Here is a 16,158-nt window from a genome sequence, read left to right as displayed (position 1 = left end):
GGCCTTTTCAATATCATAAGGATGACTAATTCAATCCGTAATTTAATCCTAGCGCATGCGTTGTTTGCGCTCTGATGTTATCCGTTAATTGCGAATTACCATCTAATGATTCACCATAAGAAGGGATCATCTGTTTAAGCTTTTGCTGCCACTCAGGTGTATCAATTTGATCTGCAAAGCAACGTTCCATTAACGAAATCATAATTGAAACCGCTGTAGAAGCACCTGGCGAAGCGCCTAACAATGCTGCAATAGAACCATCAGCCGCAGTTACCACTTCGGTACCAAACTCAAGGATACCACCGTGCTTTTCATCCTTTTTAATTACTTGTACACGCTGACCGGCAGTTTCCAATTCCCAATCTTCCATTTTTGCTCCTGGGAAATATTCTCTTAAGGCGGCCATGCGATCTTCAGGAGATTGACGAACCTGATTGATCAGATACTTGGTTAATGGTAAATTATCTAATCCTGCCGAGATCATTGGACGGATATTATTCGCTTTAATAGATAAAGGAAGATCCAGCAATGAGCCATGTTTTAAAAAGCGGGTAGAAAAACCTGCATATGGTCCAAAAAGCAATGCCTTTTTTCCGTCGATCATTCTCGTATCTAAATGTGGTACGGACATCGGTGGTGCACCTACCGAAGCTTTTCCATATACTTTTGCATTGTGTTGTTCAATAATCTCAGGGTTTACACACTTAAGCCATTGTCCACTTACCGGGAAACCACCAAAACCATTACCTTCTGGTATGCCTGCTTTTTCAAGCAATGGTAAAGAACCACCACCAGCACCAATAAACACAAACTTTGCTTTTACGACTCTTTTTTGCCCCGTAGTTTCATCCTTAACCTTCACATCCCATAAGCCATTTTTTTGCTTCAATTTTTTCACATCGTGATGAAAATGAAGTTGTACGTCAGGTCTGCTTTGTAGTTTATTGAACATCATTCTGGTTAAGGCACCAAAATTAACATCAGTTCCCAATTCCATTCTTGTTGCAGCAACTTTATCAGCCGAACTACGTTCTTGCATCACCAAAGGCATCCATTCTTTAAGCAACTCCGTATCTTCAGAATAAACCATTCCTTTGAACAAATCACTTTCCTGTAGTTTTTCAAAACGCTTCTGCAAGAAATCAACGTTTTTCTCACCCCATACAAAACTCACGTGTGGGATACTTTTTATAAATGTTTCAGGTTTATCTACCAGTTTGCTTTTCACAAGGAAAGACCAAAACTGTTTAGATACCTCAAATGATTCTGCTATTGAAACAGCCTTTTTAGTATCAACAGATCCATCAGCCGATTGTGGTGTATAGTTCAATTCACAAAAGGCAGAGTGCCCCGTACCTGCATTGTTCCAGGCGTCTGAACTTTCAGCCGCTGCCACATCTAATCTTTCAAAAATTTCGATAGTGATATCCGGCTGAAGTTCCTTGAGCAACATACCTAAAGTAGCACTCATTATACCTGCCCCAATCAGCACAACATCCACAGTTTTATCCGGATTACTATTTTTTCGAGTCATTTATTTGAAATTTCCCGCAAAAGTACAACACAAAATTATATTTCGCACGAAATCTAAGAATATAATCTACTTTTTTACATTTTTATTGAAATCAACTAGGTCGTTTTGAAATAAGCCCTTTTTTTCTACCTATTTTATTACATAAATATGATTAAAAAAATATTATTACCAAATCTTTAATATACGTAGCTAACTACGTATACTTGTACATAAACCAGGTATTGTATGAGCACCAACATCACTATAGAACCATTAAATAATGCGTACTGTGAACAGATTGTCAATCTGATTTTACCGATACAGCAAATTGAATTCAATGTCCCGGTAACTTTAGCCGATCAGCCTGACCTTTTAGATATTGAAACAAATTATCTTCAGGATGGAGGCAACTTTCTGGGGGCAAAGCATGGAGATGAACTGGTAGGTACTATTGCACTGATTAATACAGGCCATAAAGCCTCTGCTCTGCGAAAAATGTTTGTTAAAAAGGAGTTCAGGGGAAAGGAACATGGCATTGCGCAACTGTTGTTAGATAACCTGATTGAGTTCTGCTCGGCAAATAGCATTACCGATATTTATCTGGGCACTGTAAGCATGCTAAAAGCAGCTCATCGTTTTTATGAAAAGAATGGCTTTACTAAAATCAGCGCGGATGCACTCCCGCCCTATTTTCCGAGAATGAAGGCCGATGATGTATTTTATCATTTCCATATATGAACGTTATAAATGAGTCGGGTATTTTGGGTATATCCACACGACTTCAACGCCTTAGCGAACAATTAAGGAAAGATGGCTTCCAGATATACAAAACAAATGGTATCGACTTTGAACCCAAATGGTTTCCAGTGATCTATACCCTTCATTTCAAACCCGTGTTAAGTGTTGTGGAGCTGGCTACTGAAATTGGCTATACCCACCCATCCACCATTAGCTTGTTAAAAGAACTTGAAAAGGAAAAGCTTATCCGTTCAAAAAAAGACAAACAGGACGAACGTAAACGACTAATATTACTTACGGAAAAAGGAAAAAAGCTACTGCAGCAAATGCAACCAGTATGGCAAACCATGGTCGTTGCTTTAACGGAATTAACAAATACCAGCAACAACATCATGAAGGCTATAGAAGAAGTAGAGGCTCAATTGAATCACAAAAGCTTTATGGATAGGGCTAAATAACACAAGCCCAACCTCCCTTATCTTTGTTTATATTTGAGCAACAACAATATAGCTATGAAAAACTTCGACTGGACATCATTTACGATTAGAATATTGGTAAAGACAAAAATGTCAGTGCTTTATGACGCATGGACAAAACCCTCAGAAATAGAAAAATGGTTTCTAAAGGAAGCCATTTTCCATGATAGCAAGGGTAAAATGGTTGAAAAAGACAGTCAAATACAAGCAGGATTCACGTACGACTGGACCTGGCATCTTTATGAGGAAAAAGAACATGGCCATATCAATCATGCCAATGGAAAGGATTTTATACAATTTACATTTGCGGGGGCCTGCCTTGTTGACATTGTATTAACGCAACAGGAAGAGTATGTTTTGGTAGAGTTAACACAAAAAGAAATCCCTACTGATGACCAAAATAAGCAATACACTAGGCTAGGTTGCCACAATGGTTGGTCTTTTTACCTTGTCAATTTAAAATCTGTTTATGAAGGTGGCTTTGACTTAAGAAACAAAGACATCAGATTTAAACCTATGCTAAATAATTAAACCTGGTATCTTTTGAACCTATAGCTTCGTTAAATATTCCTTCAATGCCAATGGTTTACGGTTAAGCAGTAGCTCCAGACTGTCTTCTACTGGAGCAAACTCATTGGCTTTTATACTTTCAGCCAGACTTAAAAACCAGCCAATTTCTTCCTCAGGCATCTCTGTTTTAGCCAACTCGGCTTTCAAGAATTCGGTGGGAATATCCATATAATTAATGTTAAGCTTCTTTTCCAAACTCAATAGGGCTGCTATATCCTGAAAAGAGAATGCTTTTGACCCTGTCACCTCATAAACCTTATTTTGATGTTGATCGTCAGCAAGTACCCTGCTTAGTGCCTCAGCTATGTCTTCCCGACTTACAAAACTGACCTTCCCTGCTCCTGCCGGGAAATAGATATGACCATCTTGCAATGCATTCCCAATAAATTGCGGAATAGTTTCCATATATAAACTATTTCTAAAGAAAGTATAGCTAATTTTCGAATTTACTATGGCTTCTTCTGTACGGATACATTGCTGAACGGCAAGAAAATGAGAATCAGCATCAGGCCTTAAACCGCTTGTGTACACGATGTGCTTTACTCCCACCCAATCTGCGGCCCTGACAACATTATTTTCTTGCAGTATACCCAGAAGTCCCATACTGGTAGTGGAGATATGCAAAAGAGTGTTTACCCCAGCGAATGCGGTAATTAAAGATTCAAGATCATTATAATCAGCCGTCCTGATCTTAATTCCTGTATCCTTGTAGGCTGCTAATTTTAAAGGATCTCTTACTATTGCGACAATGTTTTCCGATTTAATCTTTTTTAGAAGATGATTAATCGTTGCCTTACCTAAATGGCCACTGGCCCCTGTGATTGCGATCATAATTTTGTTATTTAATTTTTAACAAGATTACAACAGTTACTATTCTCAAAATAGAACAAAACCGACAATCAGGATTTCATTTCAGGAAAATTTTCAACGAGCTCAGTATACTGCTTTTGATATTGATTTGGAGATATCCCGGCAAACTCTTTAAATGATCTAATAAAATGCGACTGATCGGCATAATTATTTTCAAAAGCAATATCCGAGAGCTTGTTGTACTTATTACTCCTTAACAGCTCCATTGAAGCTTGAAAACGAATAATTCGCGACAACAATTTTGGAGAAATACCTACATCGTACTTAAACCGCCGTTCAAAACTTCTTTCGGTCGTTTTTAAATCTGCCTGTAATAATTTCAAATCAATAGCTCCATTTACCTTCAGCATTTCGGCAACGGCATATTGGGAAATAGGATCTTCAAAACGCTTATTTTTTTCTATCTGAGAAAGCAAATAAGCAGAGAGCACATTAATCTGTCCTTCAGGTTCAGGCGTATTGAGCAACCGCTCTGACAACTGTGAAAACTGCGTAGTTGAAATCAGGTCTACATCCAAACAAGAATTGGTTAATTCAGCTGCATTGAATCCAAATATTGATTTTAAGGCATGTGGATAAAAATAAACGCCAATAGTTCTGAAACTTCCAGGCGAATGTAACTGGGTATATCTAGTCGTTTGCCCATACAAAAAAACCGAGGGCAATTCTTTATGATCCTGGTAAAAGCTTCCATGCTCAGATTGTTGAAAAATAATACCGGGACTTCCATCAGCAATAGCTCCAAAAGTTTTTGGCAATTCCCCAACATCACTACTCTCCAACACCCAAAAGTAGCGAACATAGTCTTTAAGAAATAATGGAGGCTGTATTTCTCTGAATTTCATTTATAAAGCTAATGAAATATTAAATATCTACTCACATTAAAAATAAAAACACATAATTTATTTATAACTATTCTAAATAAATTATATTTGCAGCACATCAACAATAGATTGAGTTTTGACTGAAAAGAAAAGCAATACAAATAACACCACCCTGATCGATAGAAATACTTTCGAAACAGTGTACAATTTGTATTGGGAAAAAGTTTATGCAGTATGCTATAACAATATCCGTGAAATAGAGCCCTCGCGTGAGATGGTTCAGGATATTTTTAAATCTTTATGGGAGCGTCGGCACGAACTTGAACTCGAAAACATTAATAACTATTTAATCCGGGCAGCCAAGTTTAAAACCTTCGAATACATCCGAAATAAAGTTAGCCAGCAAAAACACATTTGCACTAAATACCAAGACTGTAGTCATTCTTCAAACTGCACAGAAGAACGTGTATTGTTCAATAACCTTAAGGAAAAAGTTAACATACTGGTTGATACACTTCCCTGCCAATGCAAACGTGTATATAAAATGAGTCGTGAACAGGGACTTAGTAATAAAGAAATTGCGTCTGCTCTACTCATCACAGAAAGGGCTGTAGAATACCACATTACGAAAGCCTTAGGCGTCTTAAGACTTAATCTTTCAAATTATTCCAATTAATTTTCATTTCAACTTACGGTAAAGCCGTTGTTATGCTACTTATATTTTATCTAAGTTTGTATCTATTAAAAAGCATATCCTATAAAACTGAATGAAGATCAGCAAAGAGCTCATAGAAAAATACCATAGGCACGAATGCAGCGCGGAAGAATCCGAAGCTGTAGAGGGATGGTTATTTTCCGGAGAAAGCGATGAAGCGCTGCAACTTCCCATAAGTGAAGATAAAGCGCAACACAAAGCTGTGTTATGGAACGAAATTGAAAAAGTATTTCCTCAAGAATCCCCAGCGCCGATTTCGACTAAAAAAAACTTTTATAAAAACCCATTCTGGTCGGGAGCCATTGCAGCTACTTTCGTTATTGCAATTCTTGGCATTACAGGTTATTATCTAACTACTGTTAAACCTACTAACGATATGCCTCTGGTAGTAAACAATAGTTCTTCTATGCATGTAAAACATGTAGACGCCAGGGCTTATCAAATTTCTGTGGGAACAAACACTTCTACAAGAATCAACAATACCACTGGCGTTATTGATCTTTCAGGTAGCCTTTTGATTAGTCCAAAGGAAGATATGGAGCTTATATTTGAAGGGAGCTCAGAAAAAATGATCTTTAAAGCCGGTCAGACTTATATTATATTGAAGGGTGAAAATGGAGTAGACAAGATCATCGTGGTGAACGAAAAAAACATCATGGACCTCCCTCCTGTACTTCAAAAACAAATCATCAATGAGTTTCAAATTTAATCGCCTTCAATTTCTGCTCTTGTTCTTCTTGTTTTGCGGTACAGCATGCACAAGAAAATCTTCAGAAGGTGATACAACCGCCAAAAAATACAGTATATACATCCTAGCTAAAGACGGCAAAGAGTATTTATTACAAAGCAAGACTTTAGATAAAGGATTACTGATGCCTGAACAAGAGGGCGCAGAACTCAATTCACAAGAAATCACCCGTTCGGTGATTGTTAAAAATGGTTATTATTATCATCTGAATAGAAAAAAAGGAACTTTCGTAAAGTATAAACTGAGTAACAGATCTTTAATTGAAGTGGGATCAGTTCCATTAAAGGATTTTTCTATTGAAAACTTTTACTGGAAAGGGTCAGACACGCTTTTACTTACCGGTTTAAACGTACCTGAATCTTCACAGGTAAAATATGCAATTGTAACCACGGCAAAAATGGGCCTAATTGCTGAAGGCAATATGGACATCCCCCTCCCTTCCGGTCGTTTTGATAACATGTCTGTTGGCTTTGTAGAATTGCGCAACCAAAAGCTTTTTGTGGGCTACACCTACCATCAGCAATTAAGTGCATCTAATTATACGACGAGCGACACGACTTATATTACAACGTTGAATTACCCTCAAATGACGGCTATTAAAACCGATAAGGACACTCGTTCTACTTATCCGGGAGGAATCAATACCATACAACCTTACGCTTTCAATGACGAGCAGCATAATTATTATTTTATGACTTGTCCGGGCATTGCACTAGGAAACCGCCCTGAACTACCAACCGCCATCATGCGGATTAAATCGGGATCAGACATTCCTGATGAAAACTACTTCTTTAACCTTAGCACCTCTGCTACCCATAATCATGCCTATGGCATGTGGTATCTTGGCAACAACAAAGTCATCATCAGAAGCGAAAGAAAAGATCTCTTTAAAGGTTTGGGCGACCATTACAGTACACCACATTTTGAATTTTATGTAGCTGATCTGATCAGTAAAACAACACACAAGCTTGATCTCCCGCTTGATAAAGGAACGCGCAGACAATGTGTACTCATAAATAAGGACATGGCCTACATTTCTGTAAACTCCTCTACAGAAGGCAACTATATATGGATCTACCATATCAAAACCGGGGAATTAAAGAAAGGCATGCAATTAGCCGGGAACACTGATTTCATCATGAGAATTGATGAGCTAACGCCATAAACGTAATTATTTTAATATTTCTTGTTTTCCACCTTCGGTAAACAAGCAGTTATGCTACCTACTAGTATAAATGCACAATATTAAATAAAATGTCGTACTGGAAATCTCTACTCTTATTCTTATTCAGCTCAATATCTCTCCACGCTTTTTCTCAGAACTCAACGGTCATCACCGGCTACATTAAAGATGGAAATCAAGTCATTGCTGGTGCTTCTATAATGATTAAAGGCGGTCAAATTGGTACAACCTCTAATGCAACTGGTTATTATGAATTTAATGGTCTTAAACCAGGAAGCTATACGATCATTGTTTCCTACCTAGGATATATTAAAGCATCAAAATCTATCACCTTAAGTATTGATCAAAACCTGAACCTCAATTTTTCTTTGAAAAAGGATCAGCAGCAATTACAAAATGTGAGCATCAATGGAAAAACAAAAAACCAGGAAGTAAAAGAATCCGGTTTTGCTGTAAACGCTATTGAGACAAGAAAATACGCAAATACTACTGCTGACCTGAACCAGATCCTAAACAGAACTACCGGGGTTAAAATCAGAGAACAAGGCGGCTTGGGATCCAACTTTAATTTTTCAATTAATGGATTATCCGGCAAGCAGGTTAGGTTTTTTCTGGATGGTGTCCCTATGGAGAGTTTTGGTGGAGCGATGTCTTTAAACAATATCCCTGTAAATCTTGCTGAACGCATTGAGGTTTATAAAGGTGTTGTGCCAGTGGAATTGGGATCTGATGCCTTAGGTGGTGCAGTAAATGTAATTACCGATCAGCACACCAAAAGATTCTTAGACGCTAGTTACAGCTATGGTTCATTTAACACCACAAGAGCTGCTTTAACAGGGAGATTTACTGACGACAAAACAGGTTTAATGTTCAATTTTAGTGGTTTCCATAATTATTCTGACAATGATTACATGATGCGGAATAACCCTAAGTATGATGCAGCAATAAAAGTTACGGAAAATAATGAAGTGGTGCTAAAAGATGCCAGGCGCTTCCACGACGCTTATCGCTCAACTATGGGGCAAATGGATGTAGGAGTCAATAACAAGTCCTGGGCAGACAAGTTTACACTAGGTTTCATGTACTCTAACCAATACAAAGAAATACAAACCGGTGCCAGTCAGAACAAGGTATTCGGTGCCTTACATACCCGTGGTAATTTCTTCATGCCATCAGTAAAATATAAAAAAAGCGATTTCTTGATTAAGGGCTTAACGGCAAATATTGTTGGGTCATTGTCTCTAGACAGATCGGATGTAGTAGATACCGCCTCAAACTTTTATGGTTGGGAAGGAAAGGGAAAAGAAGAAGCTGTTGCCGGAGAATTAAGAGATATCAAAACGATATACCACTACAAAAACACGTCAGGCATAGTAAGGGCTAATTTCAACTACAAAATCAATGACAACCAGGATTTGAACCTGAATTATACCTACAACCATTTTGGCAGATCAGCAGTTGAAGATTTAAAAAAAGTAGACAACAACTCATTCGACATTCCAAATACAATTGACAAAACCATTATAGGATTAGCACATCAGAGTCAATTATTAGATAAAAGACTAACCAACACAGTATTTGCTAAATTTTATCGCCTGGGTACTTTTGTAAGGAATGCGGTCTATTTTTCAAGAGAAAGCTCCTGGGTAAGGTCAGACACCAGTGCAACCAACAATTACCTCGGCTACGGAATAGCCTCGAGGTATAAACTTACTAAAAACGCCGGCATCAAGTTCTCTTATGAACACGCCTATAGGTTACAGGAAGGTGAAGAATTATTTGGGAATGGCATCAATACCTCATCAAACCCTAAATTAAAACCAGAGAAAAGTGACAACATCAACGTTGGCGCCTATTACAACCACCAGATCAATAAGCATAAGTTTGCTATTGAAGGGTCGTACTTTTTTAGAAATGCCAAAGACTTCATTTATAGCTCACCAAATGGTGGAGGCATCTATACCTCGTATCAAAACGTTGGCATGGCCCGCATACAAGGAGCTGAAACAGAATTGAGATATGGGTACGATCAGCTATTAGATCTTTCAGTTAACGGGAGCTATCACCAGGTTAAAAATAACCAACGATATGTTTATGGCACCGATAAGCTGGATCAAACTTATGGAGACAATATACCAAATCAGCCATGGTTGTACGGCAATGCTAATTTGGGAATTGGTAAAAACGACCTGATAGGTAAAAACACCAGAATCCAATTCAATTGGTATACCCAATACGTGCATTGGTTTTACTTGAATTGGGAAAGTCGCGGCAGCAAGGAGTCTAACAACAAAATTCCACAACAATTGTCGCACAACGCGGCACTGTCCTACTCCTTCCAAAATGGAAAATACAATATATCAGCAGAGTGCATCAATTTAACGGATGAACTAACCTATGACAATTTCAGGCTCCAAAAGCCTGGAAGATCATTCTTCATGAAGCTTAGGTATTTCATCAAATAACAATAAGAACACATCAATTCAAAATCAATTTTATGTTAAAATCAATCAAAAACCCAACTGCGGTATTATGTATTGCCGCACTACTTACAGGATTTAGCGCCTGTAAAAAAAGTGATAAACCTGAAACCGTAGATCCGGTAACAGAAAAAATATATAGTTTAAGGGTATCCGCAGGAAGCCCTGCAGCATCTTACCTGGTACAAGCTGGTTCATTAAACTCAGGAACAATAACTACTGCCGGCATTGGGGTTGCGACAAACCTAACCACTATGACCGCTAAAAATGGCTTTTACTATGGTATCGACAATGATTCAGGTAACCTGGTTAAATACACTTCAAACAATAAGACAAATACCATTGTAAAAGAAATCCCTTTCAAACAAATTAGCTGGGCATTTTATTCTAGTTTCTACAAATGGAAAGATGACAAAACCCTTGTATTATTTAGCAGCAATGCATCGATTCAATTTCAATATGCAATTTTAAACGTAGAGACAATGACCATTACCTCAAGTGGAAATATCAATGTTCCTGGTTTAAAAGCTGATCATTATTTCTGGGGTTATAACGCTGCCTTTGTTGGAGATAAATTTTATTTAACCTACACTCAAGCTGCAAATAGTACTGATCTTTCGGATCGTGTAACTTATCTTGCTGCTATGGATTACCCTGCGATGAACAATGTTACTGTAAGTCAGGATAATCGTTTTGGCGCGCCACAACATTATACATTGCACATGCCGGGTTCATTTACAGACAATGGAAATGCTTATTTCTTAGCTACACCAAACACATGGACAACACCAGATACAAACCTTCCTTTTGGAATATACAAAGTAAAAGGCGGAACTACGCAAATTGATCCAGACTATTTCTATGAGTTGACAGACAGAACTAAAGAAGAAGCACTTGGATTATTCTATATCGGAAATGGCAAAGCCATTAGCAAAATTTTAGATAGAACAAAAATCACCTCTTCAGATGCATATGGTACACTATACATCACAGAGTATTATGTTATTGATGTAATCAACAAAACGAAAACAAAAATCAACATCCCAAAAAGTATAGCAACAGCATTCAGCCAAAATATATTAGTAGAAAATGGTGTGGCTTCAATTGCTGCCAATACACCTGATGGATTCTACATCTATCAATACAACATCAGCACTGCTGCAGTAACACGCGGTGCTAAATTAGATGGAGTGAACAGCGTAGAACGTCTGGATTTAATTAAATAAATATAATAAAGGGCTTGCCTGAGCCACAGTTAGGCCCTTTATAAAAACACAATTGCGTACCCCTTACCCTTCAGAATCAATGCTATTCAAAAAAATAAATGCCTGGTTACACTTATGGCTCGGACTAGCATCCGGGATCATTGTCGTTATTTTAAGTATAACCGGCTGCATTCTTGTATTTGAACAGGAAATTAAACAGCTAACATCTCCCTGGTTACACGCAAAAAAAACTGAAGGAATAGCTTTACTACCACCCTCAAAATTATATCAAGCCGTTTCTGTAGCATTACCAGAAAAGAAAATCAATAGCGTATGGTATCATGGAGAGGGTCGGACCGCTCAGTTTACATTGAACTCAGATTCCCTGGTTTACGTTAATCCATATACAGCCGAGGTTGTAGCTATGGTAGACCATGAAGACTTTTTCCATTTTATTGATGAAGGACATTTCCATTTGTGGATGCCTGAGGAAATAGGAGAAATATTTGTTGGCTGGGGAACATTGATATTTTTCTTGCTACTCATTAGTGGAATAATCCTCTGGTGGCCAAAAAAATGGAACAAAAAGGGAGTAAATCAAAGTTTTAAAGTACGATGGAAAGCTAAACTTAAAAGGGTAAATTATGACTTGCATAATGTTTTAGGCTTTTATGCCTTAATCATTGCTTTATTGTTTGCTTTTACTGGATTGGTTATGAGTTTCTCCTGGTTCAATAAGGGGGTTTATTGGATGGCAGGAGGTAAAGATACCCCCAGGATACAAGCTATATCTGACACTACTTTTGTAGGTCAAACCGAGATGCTGAAACAGGTGGATAAAGCCTGGAACCTAGCCATACATGAGCTAGGGGAATTTAATAAAGACGAAGTAATTGTTTCATTCCCTCAAAATAACGCAGCAGCCATATATGTTTGTACAGACATGAAAGATGGCATCTGGAGGGATATTTATCTTGACCAGTTTACCTTAAAGCAACTTCCTGCTTCGCAGTCCAAAATTAAAGACGCCGACCTGGCTACCTGGCTGCGCAGATCTAACTTCAGTCTGCATGTAGGTGCTATAGGCGGACTACCAACCAAAATCCTTTTCTTTCTTGCCAGTTTAATCTGCGCCAGTTTACCAGTAACCGGGTTTTACATTTGGTGGGGCAAAAAGAAAAAATCAGCCAAAAGAGCTAAACCAAAGGAAAAACAACTGATTACCGCCTAACCTCTTTTTTTATGGAAAAACAAAAATATTCAACAGGCAAAAGCCTTGTTGCAGGATCCCTTTTGCATTTTACTTTGCTAATTCTATTTTCAATTTTTGAAATACCGCTTGCCTTTTCACAGCAAAACAAAGGAAAGGTTTCAGGAAAAGTCATTTCATCTGATGGTCAACCACTCCCCTTTGCTTCTATAGCGCTTTTAGATCAAGAAGGAAAAACATTAAAAGGCACGCTAAGCGACACCGTTGGTATGTTTCACTTCGTTACGATCATAGAGGGCAACTATAAAGTAAAGATCACCACCATGGGCTTCAATACACACCATTCTAAACCCTTTGATATCTCTTCAAGAAACAACAACGACATACATCTGGGTGTTTTTACACTATTTGAAGATGCTAAAGTCCTGAATTCAGTCACTATAAACGCCAAAAAGAAACTAATTGAGCAAACCATTGACCGGACGGTCATTAACGTAGAAAACAGTATCCTTTCGGAAGGCAATACGGCTTTAGAATTGCTGGAAAAAGCCCCAGGAGTTAAAGTTGATGAGGATGGAAAAATATCTTTAAAGGGAAGATCTGGTGTGAATGTAATGATTAACGGTAAACCGACATACCTTTCTCCCAAAGAGCTAAGTACAATACTCAAAGGCACCAATTCCAGTTCCATTTCCAAAATTGAGATACTAAACAACCCCTCAGCTAAATATGACGCGGCCGGTAATGCAGGCATCATCAATATTATCATGAAAAAAAACACTGCCACTGGATTTAATGGGGCTATAGCATTAAACTCTGGATGCAGCAGAAACGCACATTACGGCAGCGGATTGAATCTGAATTATCGAAACGATAAAGTAAACCTTTATGGCGGCTACAACTACGCCTATCGTGGTGAAACAGAATACCTTGATTTTGTACGTCGCTTTTACGATACAGGTATTGCAAATGGTCAACCCCAGCGCACATCCTTTCAGCACACCAATACGAACGAGCCTTTAAATACACATAATTTTCGCATTGGTTTTGACTACGAGCTAGATAAAGCCAACAGTTTCGGCATCCTCATTAACGGAAATTTGGGTAAATACACCCATGATAGCAAAACAGATAACAACCTTATTAGCAATAACAATAGTACAATAAGTAAAACGATCACTTCAAATTATGATCAGCAACATTGGGAAAACCTCACCTACAATGCAAACTACTTACATCAATTTAAAAAAGAAGGGCGGGAACTTTCTGCTGATGTTGATTTTGCCAGTAATAGCTTTACATCAAACCTGAATTTAAACACCATTACACTATTGTCACCAGATGCACCATCAGGAACAATAGCTAGGAGAAAGGGCTATGTGCCGGCAGTTACAGATGTTTACATTGGAAAAGTTGACTATACAGATCAATTCGGAAAAACAGTAAAATTTGAAAGCGGGTTAAAAAGCAGCTTTATACAATCAGACAATAACCTAAAGTACCATATCCTGGATAATGGCAATTGGGTTTACGATGTTAACGGCAGCAATCATTTTAAATATAAAGAGCAAATACATGCCGGTTATATCAATATCAACAAAGAGTTTAAAGGATTTAGTCTACAAGTTGGATTAAGAGGAGAATATACACAAACTCAAGGTCATCAAATCACTTCAGACTCTCTACTAAACCGTAACTATTTCCAGCTCTTTCCAAGCGTATTTCTGAACAAGCCTATAGGAGAAAACCATCAGTTTCAGGCCGCTTACAGTCGCAGAATTGAGCGCCCCGATTATGGAGACCTTAATCCATTTAGAGTGTTTAGAGACCCCCTACTTTATTATCAGGGAAACCCATTTCTAAAACCTCAATTAACGAATACATTTCAGCTTAGCCATACTTTCAAGGGTAAATACACAACGGCTATTAACTATAATCAAACCAATGATGCAATCACCTGGATAACCGGGCAGATTGATGCGCTAAATACTACTTTCGAAACACCTAAAAACTTAAGTAAGGCGATCAACTATGGCATTAGCTTCACTGCATCAACAGAACTACTAAACTGGTGGACTGGCACCTATTTCGCAAATGCGTTTAGAAACGAATATCGGGGCAGTCAGGAAAATGAAGATTTTAAGAATGCAAATGCCAGTTTCAGCTTTAATACGCAGAACTCTTTTAAAGCAGGTAAGGGCTATAGTATGGAGCTAAGTGCTTTTTGGTATTCTGGTTCAGTTTATGGGATATCGACTTATAAAGCAAGCTATGCTGTTTCAACAGGTATCCAGAAACAATTTTTTAATGATAAAGGAAGTATAAAGCTGATGGTAAATGATGTTTTTCAAACAAACAGGTATCAGGAACAGACCTTTTTCCAAAACATCGATATGAATACAGATAAAAGATCTGATAGTCGCAGAGCAATGTTATCCTTCTCCTATAGATTTGGTAATCAGAACCTCAGCAAAAAAGAACGTAAAAGCGCAAGCGAAGATATTCAAAGCAGAGTTAAAGGGGGCGGCTAATGGCAGCGCCTACCTTTTAAACGCCTGACCAATTATTTTAAAAAAAAATCAAACGCCAAAACATTAATAGCTAGAAAATTACGGGTTAACGCGCCAACTTTACTAAAAAACTTAAGGAAAATAATTTGCAGAGCAATAATAAAGTTATACATTTGCAGTCTCAACAATTAAAAGCCTCCTTAGCTCAGCTGGTAGAGCAACTGACTTGTAATCAGTAGGTCATTGGTTCGATCCCGATAGGAGGCTCTTTAATTTCCCCCTCAATTTAAGCTTATTGTTACCTCGACTTGTATCATATTGCAGCTTAAAAAGCCGCAGTTAAATTTCTATTAGATCCTAAGGGATAAGATACAGAACCCATTTTTTTTAAAAAGACGTATGCATAAAAAGAGCCTGATCACGAGTGATGATACAGGTCCTTTTTTTGGCTTTTAAAAGCCAATGACAATATGATTTAACAGATAGGTAATTTAAGTTATAAAAGCAGCTGAAATATTTTAAATATTTGAGATAACAAAACGCTAAACTCAATTAATCGCCTCATTATGAAAAACTTAAAACAACAACGCTCAGCCCCCTCACCTGCCTAATTAACCCAATTTATACACCTTAAACAATTCAATTATGAAATTTAAATTGTTATTAGCTGCCGGATTAATGTTTATGACGTTCCTAACCAGCTTTACACCTGATGATCCAGATTACAGCTGGTATTGTGCATACATAACAAGTGGTGGGCATTCTGGAGGCGAACTAACTTCCTGCGATGAGCAGTTTGAAGCCAGGGATTTACATACCGACGATACAATTAAATGGTACGTAAACAATGTCTACATAGGTTCAACACGAAATGTTTCAACTTATGTGAACGAGGGTGATGAGATCAAAATCGTAATCAATGGTCATGACTCGAATTACACATACGAGTATTACGACACAATCGTTGCCTGCGAGAATTAAAAACTAAAAGGAGGATGTATGATCATCCTCCTTTTTATTTTATGATAGATCTTGCTTTAAGTGGCTTGCGCTTACCCTAAACAAACAATTAACAGCCAGCATTGTTCTTATTCTAATTAGTATCCTAAAAAAACG

14 protein-coding genes and 1 tRNA gene are annotated in these 16,158 nt (G+C 37.8%); 12 read left to right on the top strand and 3 right to left on the bottom strand.

Annotated features, from left to right (window positions below; all coding sequences use genetic code 11):
- Positions 1-25: 25 nt before the first annotated feature.
- The gene (locus FBD94_RS06705; protein WP_136879568.1) at positions 26-1,534 is read right to left on the bottom strand and encodes a malate:quinone oxidoreductase; all 1,509 of its coding nucleotides are present in this window, start codon (positions 1,532-1,534) and stop codon (positions 26-28) included.
- A gap of 225 nt (positions 1,535-1,759) precedes the next feature.
- Between FBD94_RS06705 and FBD94_RS06700 the strand changes: the two genes are divergently transcribed.
- From FBD94_RS06700 to FBD94_RS06690, 3 genes are read left to right on the top strand one after another with little or no spacing between them, the layout of a single operon-like run.
- On the top strand, positions 1,760-2,251 hold the full coding sequence (locus FBD94_RS06700; protein ID WP_136879567.1) for a GNAT family N-acetyltransferase: 492 nt from the start codon (positions 1,760-1,762) through the stop codon (positions 2,249-2,251).
- The gene (locus FBD94_RS06695; RefSeq protein WP_136879566.1) at positions 2,248-2,709 is read left to right on the top strand and encodes a MarR family winged helix-turn-helix transcriptional regulator; all 462 of its coding nucleotides are present in this window, start codon (positions 2,248-2,250) and stop codon (positions 2,707-2,709) included. The genes FBD94_RS06700 and FBD94_RS06695 overlap by 4 nt, the downstream gene beginning before the upstream one ends.
- A gap of 54 nt (positions 2,710-2,763) precedes the next feature.
- Complete coding sequence (locus tag FBD94_RS06690; RefSeq protein WP_136879565.1) at positions 2,764-3,258, top strand: SRPBCC family protein; 495 nt, start codon at positions 2,764-2,766, stop codon at positions 3,256-3,258.
- Positions 3,259-3,276: 18 nt separating this feature from the next.
- Here FBD94_RS06690 and FBD94_RS06685 read toward each other — a convergent pair whose 3' ends face one another.
- Both FBD94_RS06685 and FBD94_RS06680 read right to left on the bottom strand, forming a co-directional pair.
- A complete protein-coding gene (locus tag FBD94_RS06685) occupies positions 3,277-4,128 on the bottom strand; it encodes an SDR family oxidoreductase (RefSeq protein ID WP_136879564.1) in 852 nt (283 codons plus the stop codon).
- Positions 4,129-4,196: 68 nt separating this feature from the next.
- Positions 4,197-5,012 (bottom strand): helix-turn-helix domain-containing protein, encoded by an 816-nt coding sequence (locus FBD94_RS06680; RefSeq protein ID WP_136879563.1) that lies wholly within the window; start codon positions 5,010-5,012, stop codon positions 4,197-4,199.
- A gap of 115 nt (positions 5,013-5,127) precedes the next feature.
- Here FBD94_RS06680 and FBD94_RS06675 point away from each other — a divergent pair, with 115 nt between their 5' ends.
- The 9 genes from FBD94_RS06675 (at position 5,128) to FBD94_RS06635 (ending at position 16,023) form a co-directional block, all read left to right on the top strand.
- Complete coding sequence (locus FBD94_RS06675) at positions 5,128-5,667, top strand: sigma-70 family RNA polymerase sigma factor (RefSeq protein ID WP_169472235.1); 540 nt, start codon at positions 5,128-5,130, stop codon at positions 5,665-5,667.
- Between the two features lie 91 nt (positions 5,668-5,758).
- Positions 5,759-6,415, top strand: coding sequence for a hypothetical protein (locus tag FBD94_RS06670; RefSeq protein ID WP_136879562.1), 657 nt, complete (start codon positions 5,759-5,761; stop codon positions 6,413-6,415).
- Complete coding sequence (locus tag FBD94_RS06665; RefSeq protein ID WP_136879561.1) at positions 6,399-7,619, top strand: hypothetical protein; 1,221 nt, start codon at positions 6,399-6,401, stop codon at positions 7,617-7,619. The genes FBD94_RS06670 and FBD94_RS06665 overlap by 17 nt, the downstream gene beginning before the upstream one ends.
- Positions 7,620-7,708: 89 nt before the next feature.
- The gene (locus FBD94_RS06660) at positions 7,709-10,102 is read left to right on the top strand and encodes a TonB-dependent receptor (protein ID WP_136879560.1); all 2,394 of its coding nucleotides are present in this window, start codon (positions 7,709-7,711) and stop codon (positions 10,100-10,102) included.
- A 32-nt stretch (positions 10,103-10,134) separates the two neighbouring features.
- Positions 10,135-11,343: a DUF4374 domain-containing protein gene (locus FBD94_RS06655; RefSeq protein WP_136879559.1), complete on the top strand. Its 1,209-nt coding sequence runs from the start codon at positions 10,135-10,137 to the stop codon at positions 11,341-11,343.
- A gap of 79 nt (positions 11,344-11,422) precedes the next feature.
- The gene (locus tag FBD94_RS06650) at positions 11,423-12,553 is read left to right on the top strand and encodes a PepSY-associated TM helix domain-containing protein (RefSeq protein WP_136879558.1); all 1,131 of its coding nucleotides are present in this window, start codon (positions 11,423-11,425) and stop codon (positions 12,551-12,553) included.
- A gap of 11 nt (positions 12,554-12,564) precedes the next feature.
- A complete protein-coding gene (locus FBD94_RS06645; RefSeq protein ID WP_136879557.1) occupies positions 12,565-15,063 on the top strand; it encodes an outer membrane beta-barrel family protein in 2,499 nt (832 codons plus the stop codon).
- Between the two features lie 173 nt (positions 15,064-15,236).
- Positions 15,237-15,309, top strand: a tRNA-Thr gene (locus FBD94_RS06640).
- Positions 15,310-15,687: 378 nt separating this feature from the next.
- The gene (locus tag FBD94_RS06635; RefSeq protein WP_131611700.1) at positions 15,688-16,023 is read left to right on the top strand and encodes a hypothetical protein; all 336 of its coding nucleotides are present in this window, start codon (positions 15,688-15,690) and stop codon (positions 16,021-16,023) included.
- The last annotated feature ends 135 nt before the right edge of the window (positions 16,024-16,158 follow it).

It is taken from the genome of Pedobacter hiemivivus, from assembly GCF_005144565.1.
GTDB classification, from domain to species: Bacteria; Bacteroidota; Bacteroidia; order Sphingobacteriales; family Sphingobacteriaceae; genus Pedobacter; species Pedobacter hiemivivus.
This window is presented reverse-complemented; position numbering and strand designations above follow the sequence as displayed.

Coding starts and splice junctions, on each gene's coding strand:
- FBD94_RS06655 (WP_136879559.1), top strand. CDS start 10,135: ATGTTAAAATCAATCAAAAACCCAACTGCGGTATTATGTATTGCCGCA.
- FBD94_RS06705 (WP_136879568.1), bottom strand. CDS start 1,534: ATGACTCGAAAAAATAGTAATCCGGATAAAACTGTGGATGTTGTGCTG.
- FBD94_RS06700 (WP_136879567.1), top strand. CDS start 1,760: ATGAGCACCAACATCACTATAGAACCATTAAATAATGCGTACTGTGAA.
- FBD94_RS06685 (WP_136879564.1), bottom strand. CDS start 4,128: ATGATCGCAATCACAGGGGCCAGTGGCCATTTAGGTAAGGCAACGATT.
- FBD94_RS06690 (WP_136879565.1), top strand. CDS start 2,764: ATGAAAAACTTCGACTGGACATCATTTACGATTAGAATATTGGTAAAG.
- FBD94_RS06660 (WP_136879560.1), top strand. CDS start 7,709: ATGTCGTACTGGAAATCTCTACTCTTATTCTTATTCAGCTCAATATCT.
- FBD94_RS06665 (WP_136879561.1), top strand. CDS start 6,399: ATGAGTTTCAAATTTAATCGCCTTCAATTTCTGCTCTTGTTCTTCTTG.
- FBD94_RS06680 (WP_136879563.1), bottom strand. CDS start 5,012: ATGAAATTCAGAGAAATACAGCCTCCATTATTTCTTAAAGACTATGTT.
- FBD94_RS06670 (WP_136879562.1), top strand. CDS start 5,759: ATGAAGATCAGCAAAGAGCTCATAGAAAAATACCATAGGCACGAATGC.
- FBD94_RS06650 (WP_136879558.1), top strand. CDS start 11,423: ATGCTATTCAAAAAAATAAATGCCTGGTTACACTTATGGCTCGGACTA.
- FBD94_RS06635 (WP_131611700.1), top strand. CDS start 15,688: ATGAAATTTAAATTGTTATTAGCTGCCGGATTAATGTTTATGACGTTC.
- FBD94_RS06695 (WP_136879566.1), top strand. CDS start 2,248: ATGAACGTTATAAATGAGTCGGGTATTTTGGGTATATCCACACGACTT.
- FBD94_RS06645 (WP_136879557.1), top strand. CDS start 12,565: ATGGAAAAACAAAAATATTCAACAGGCAAAAGCCTTGTTGCAGGATCC.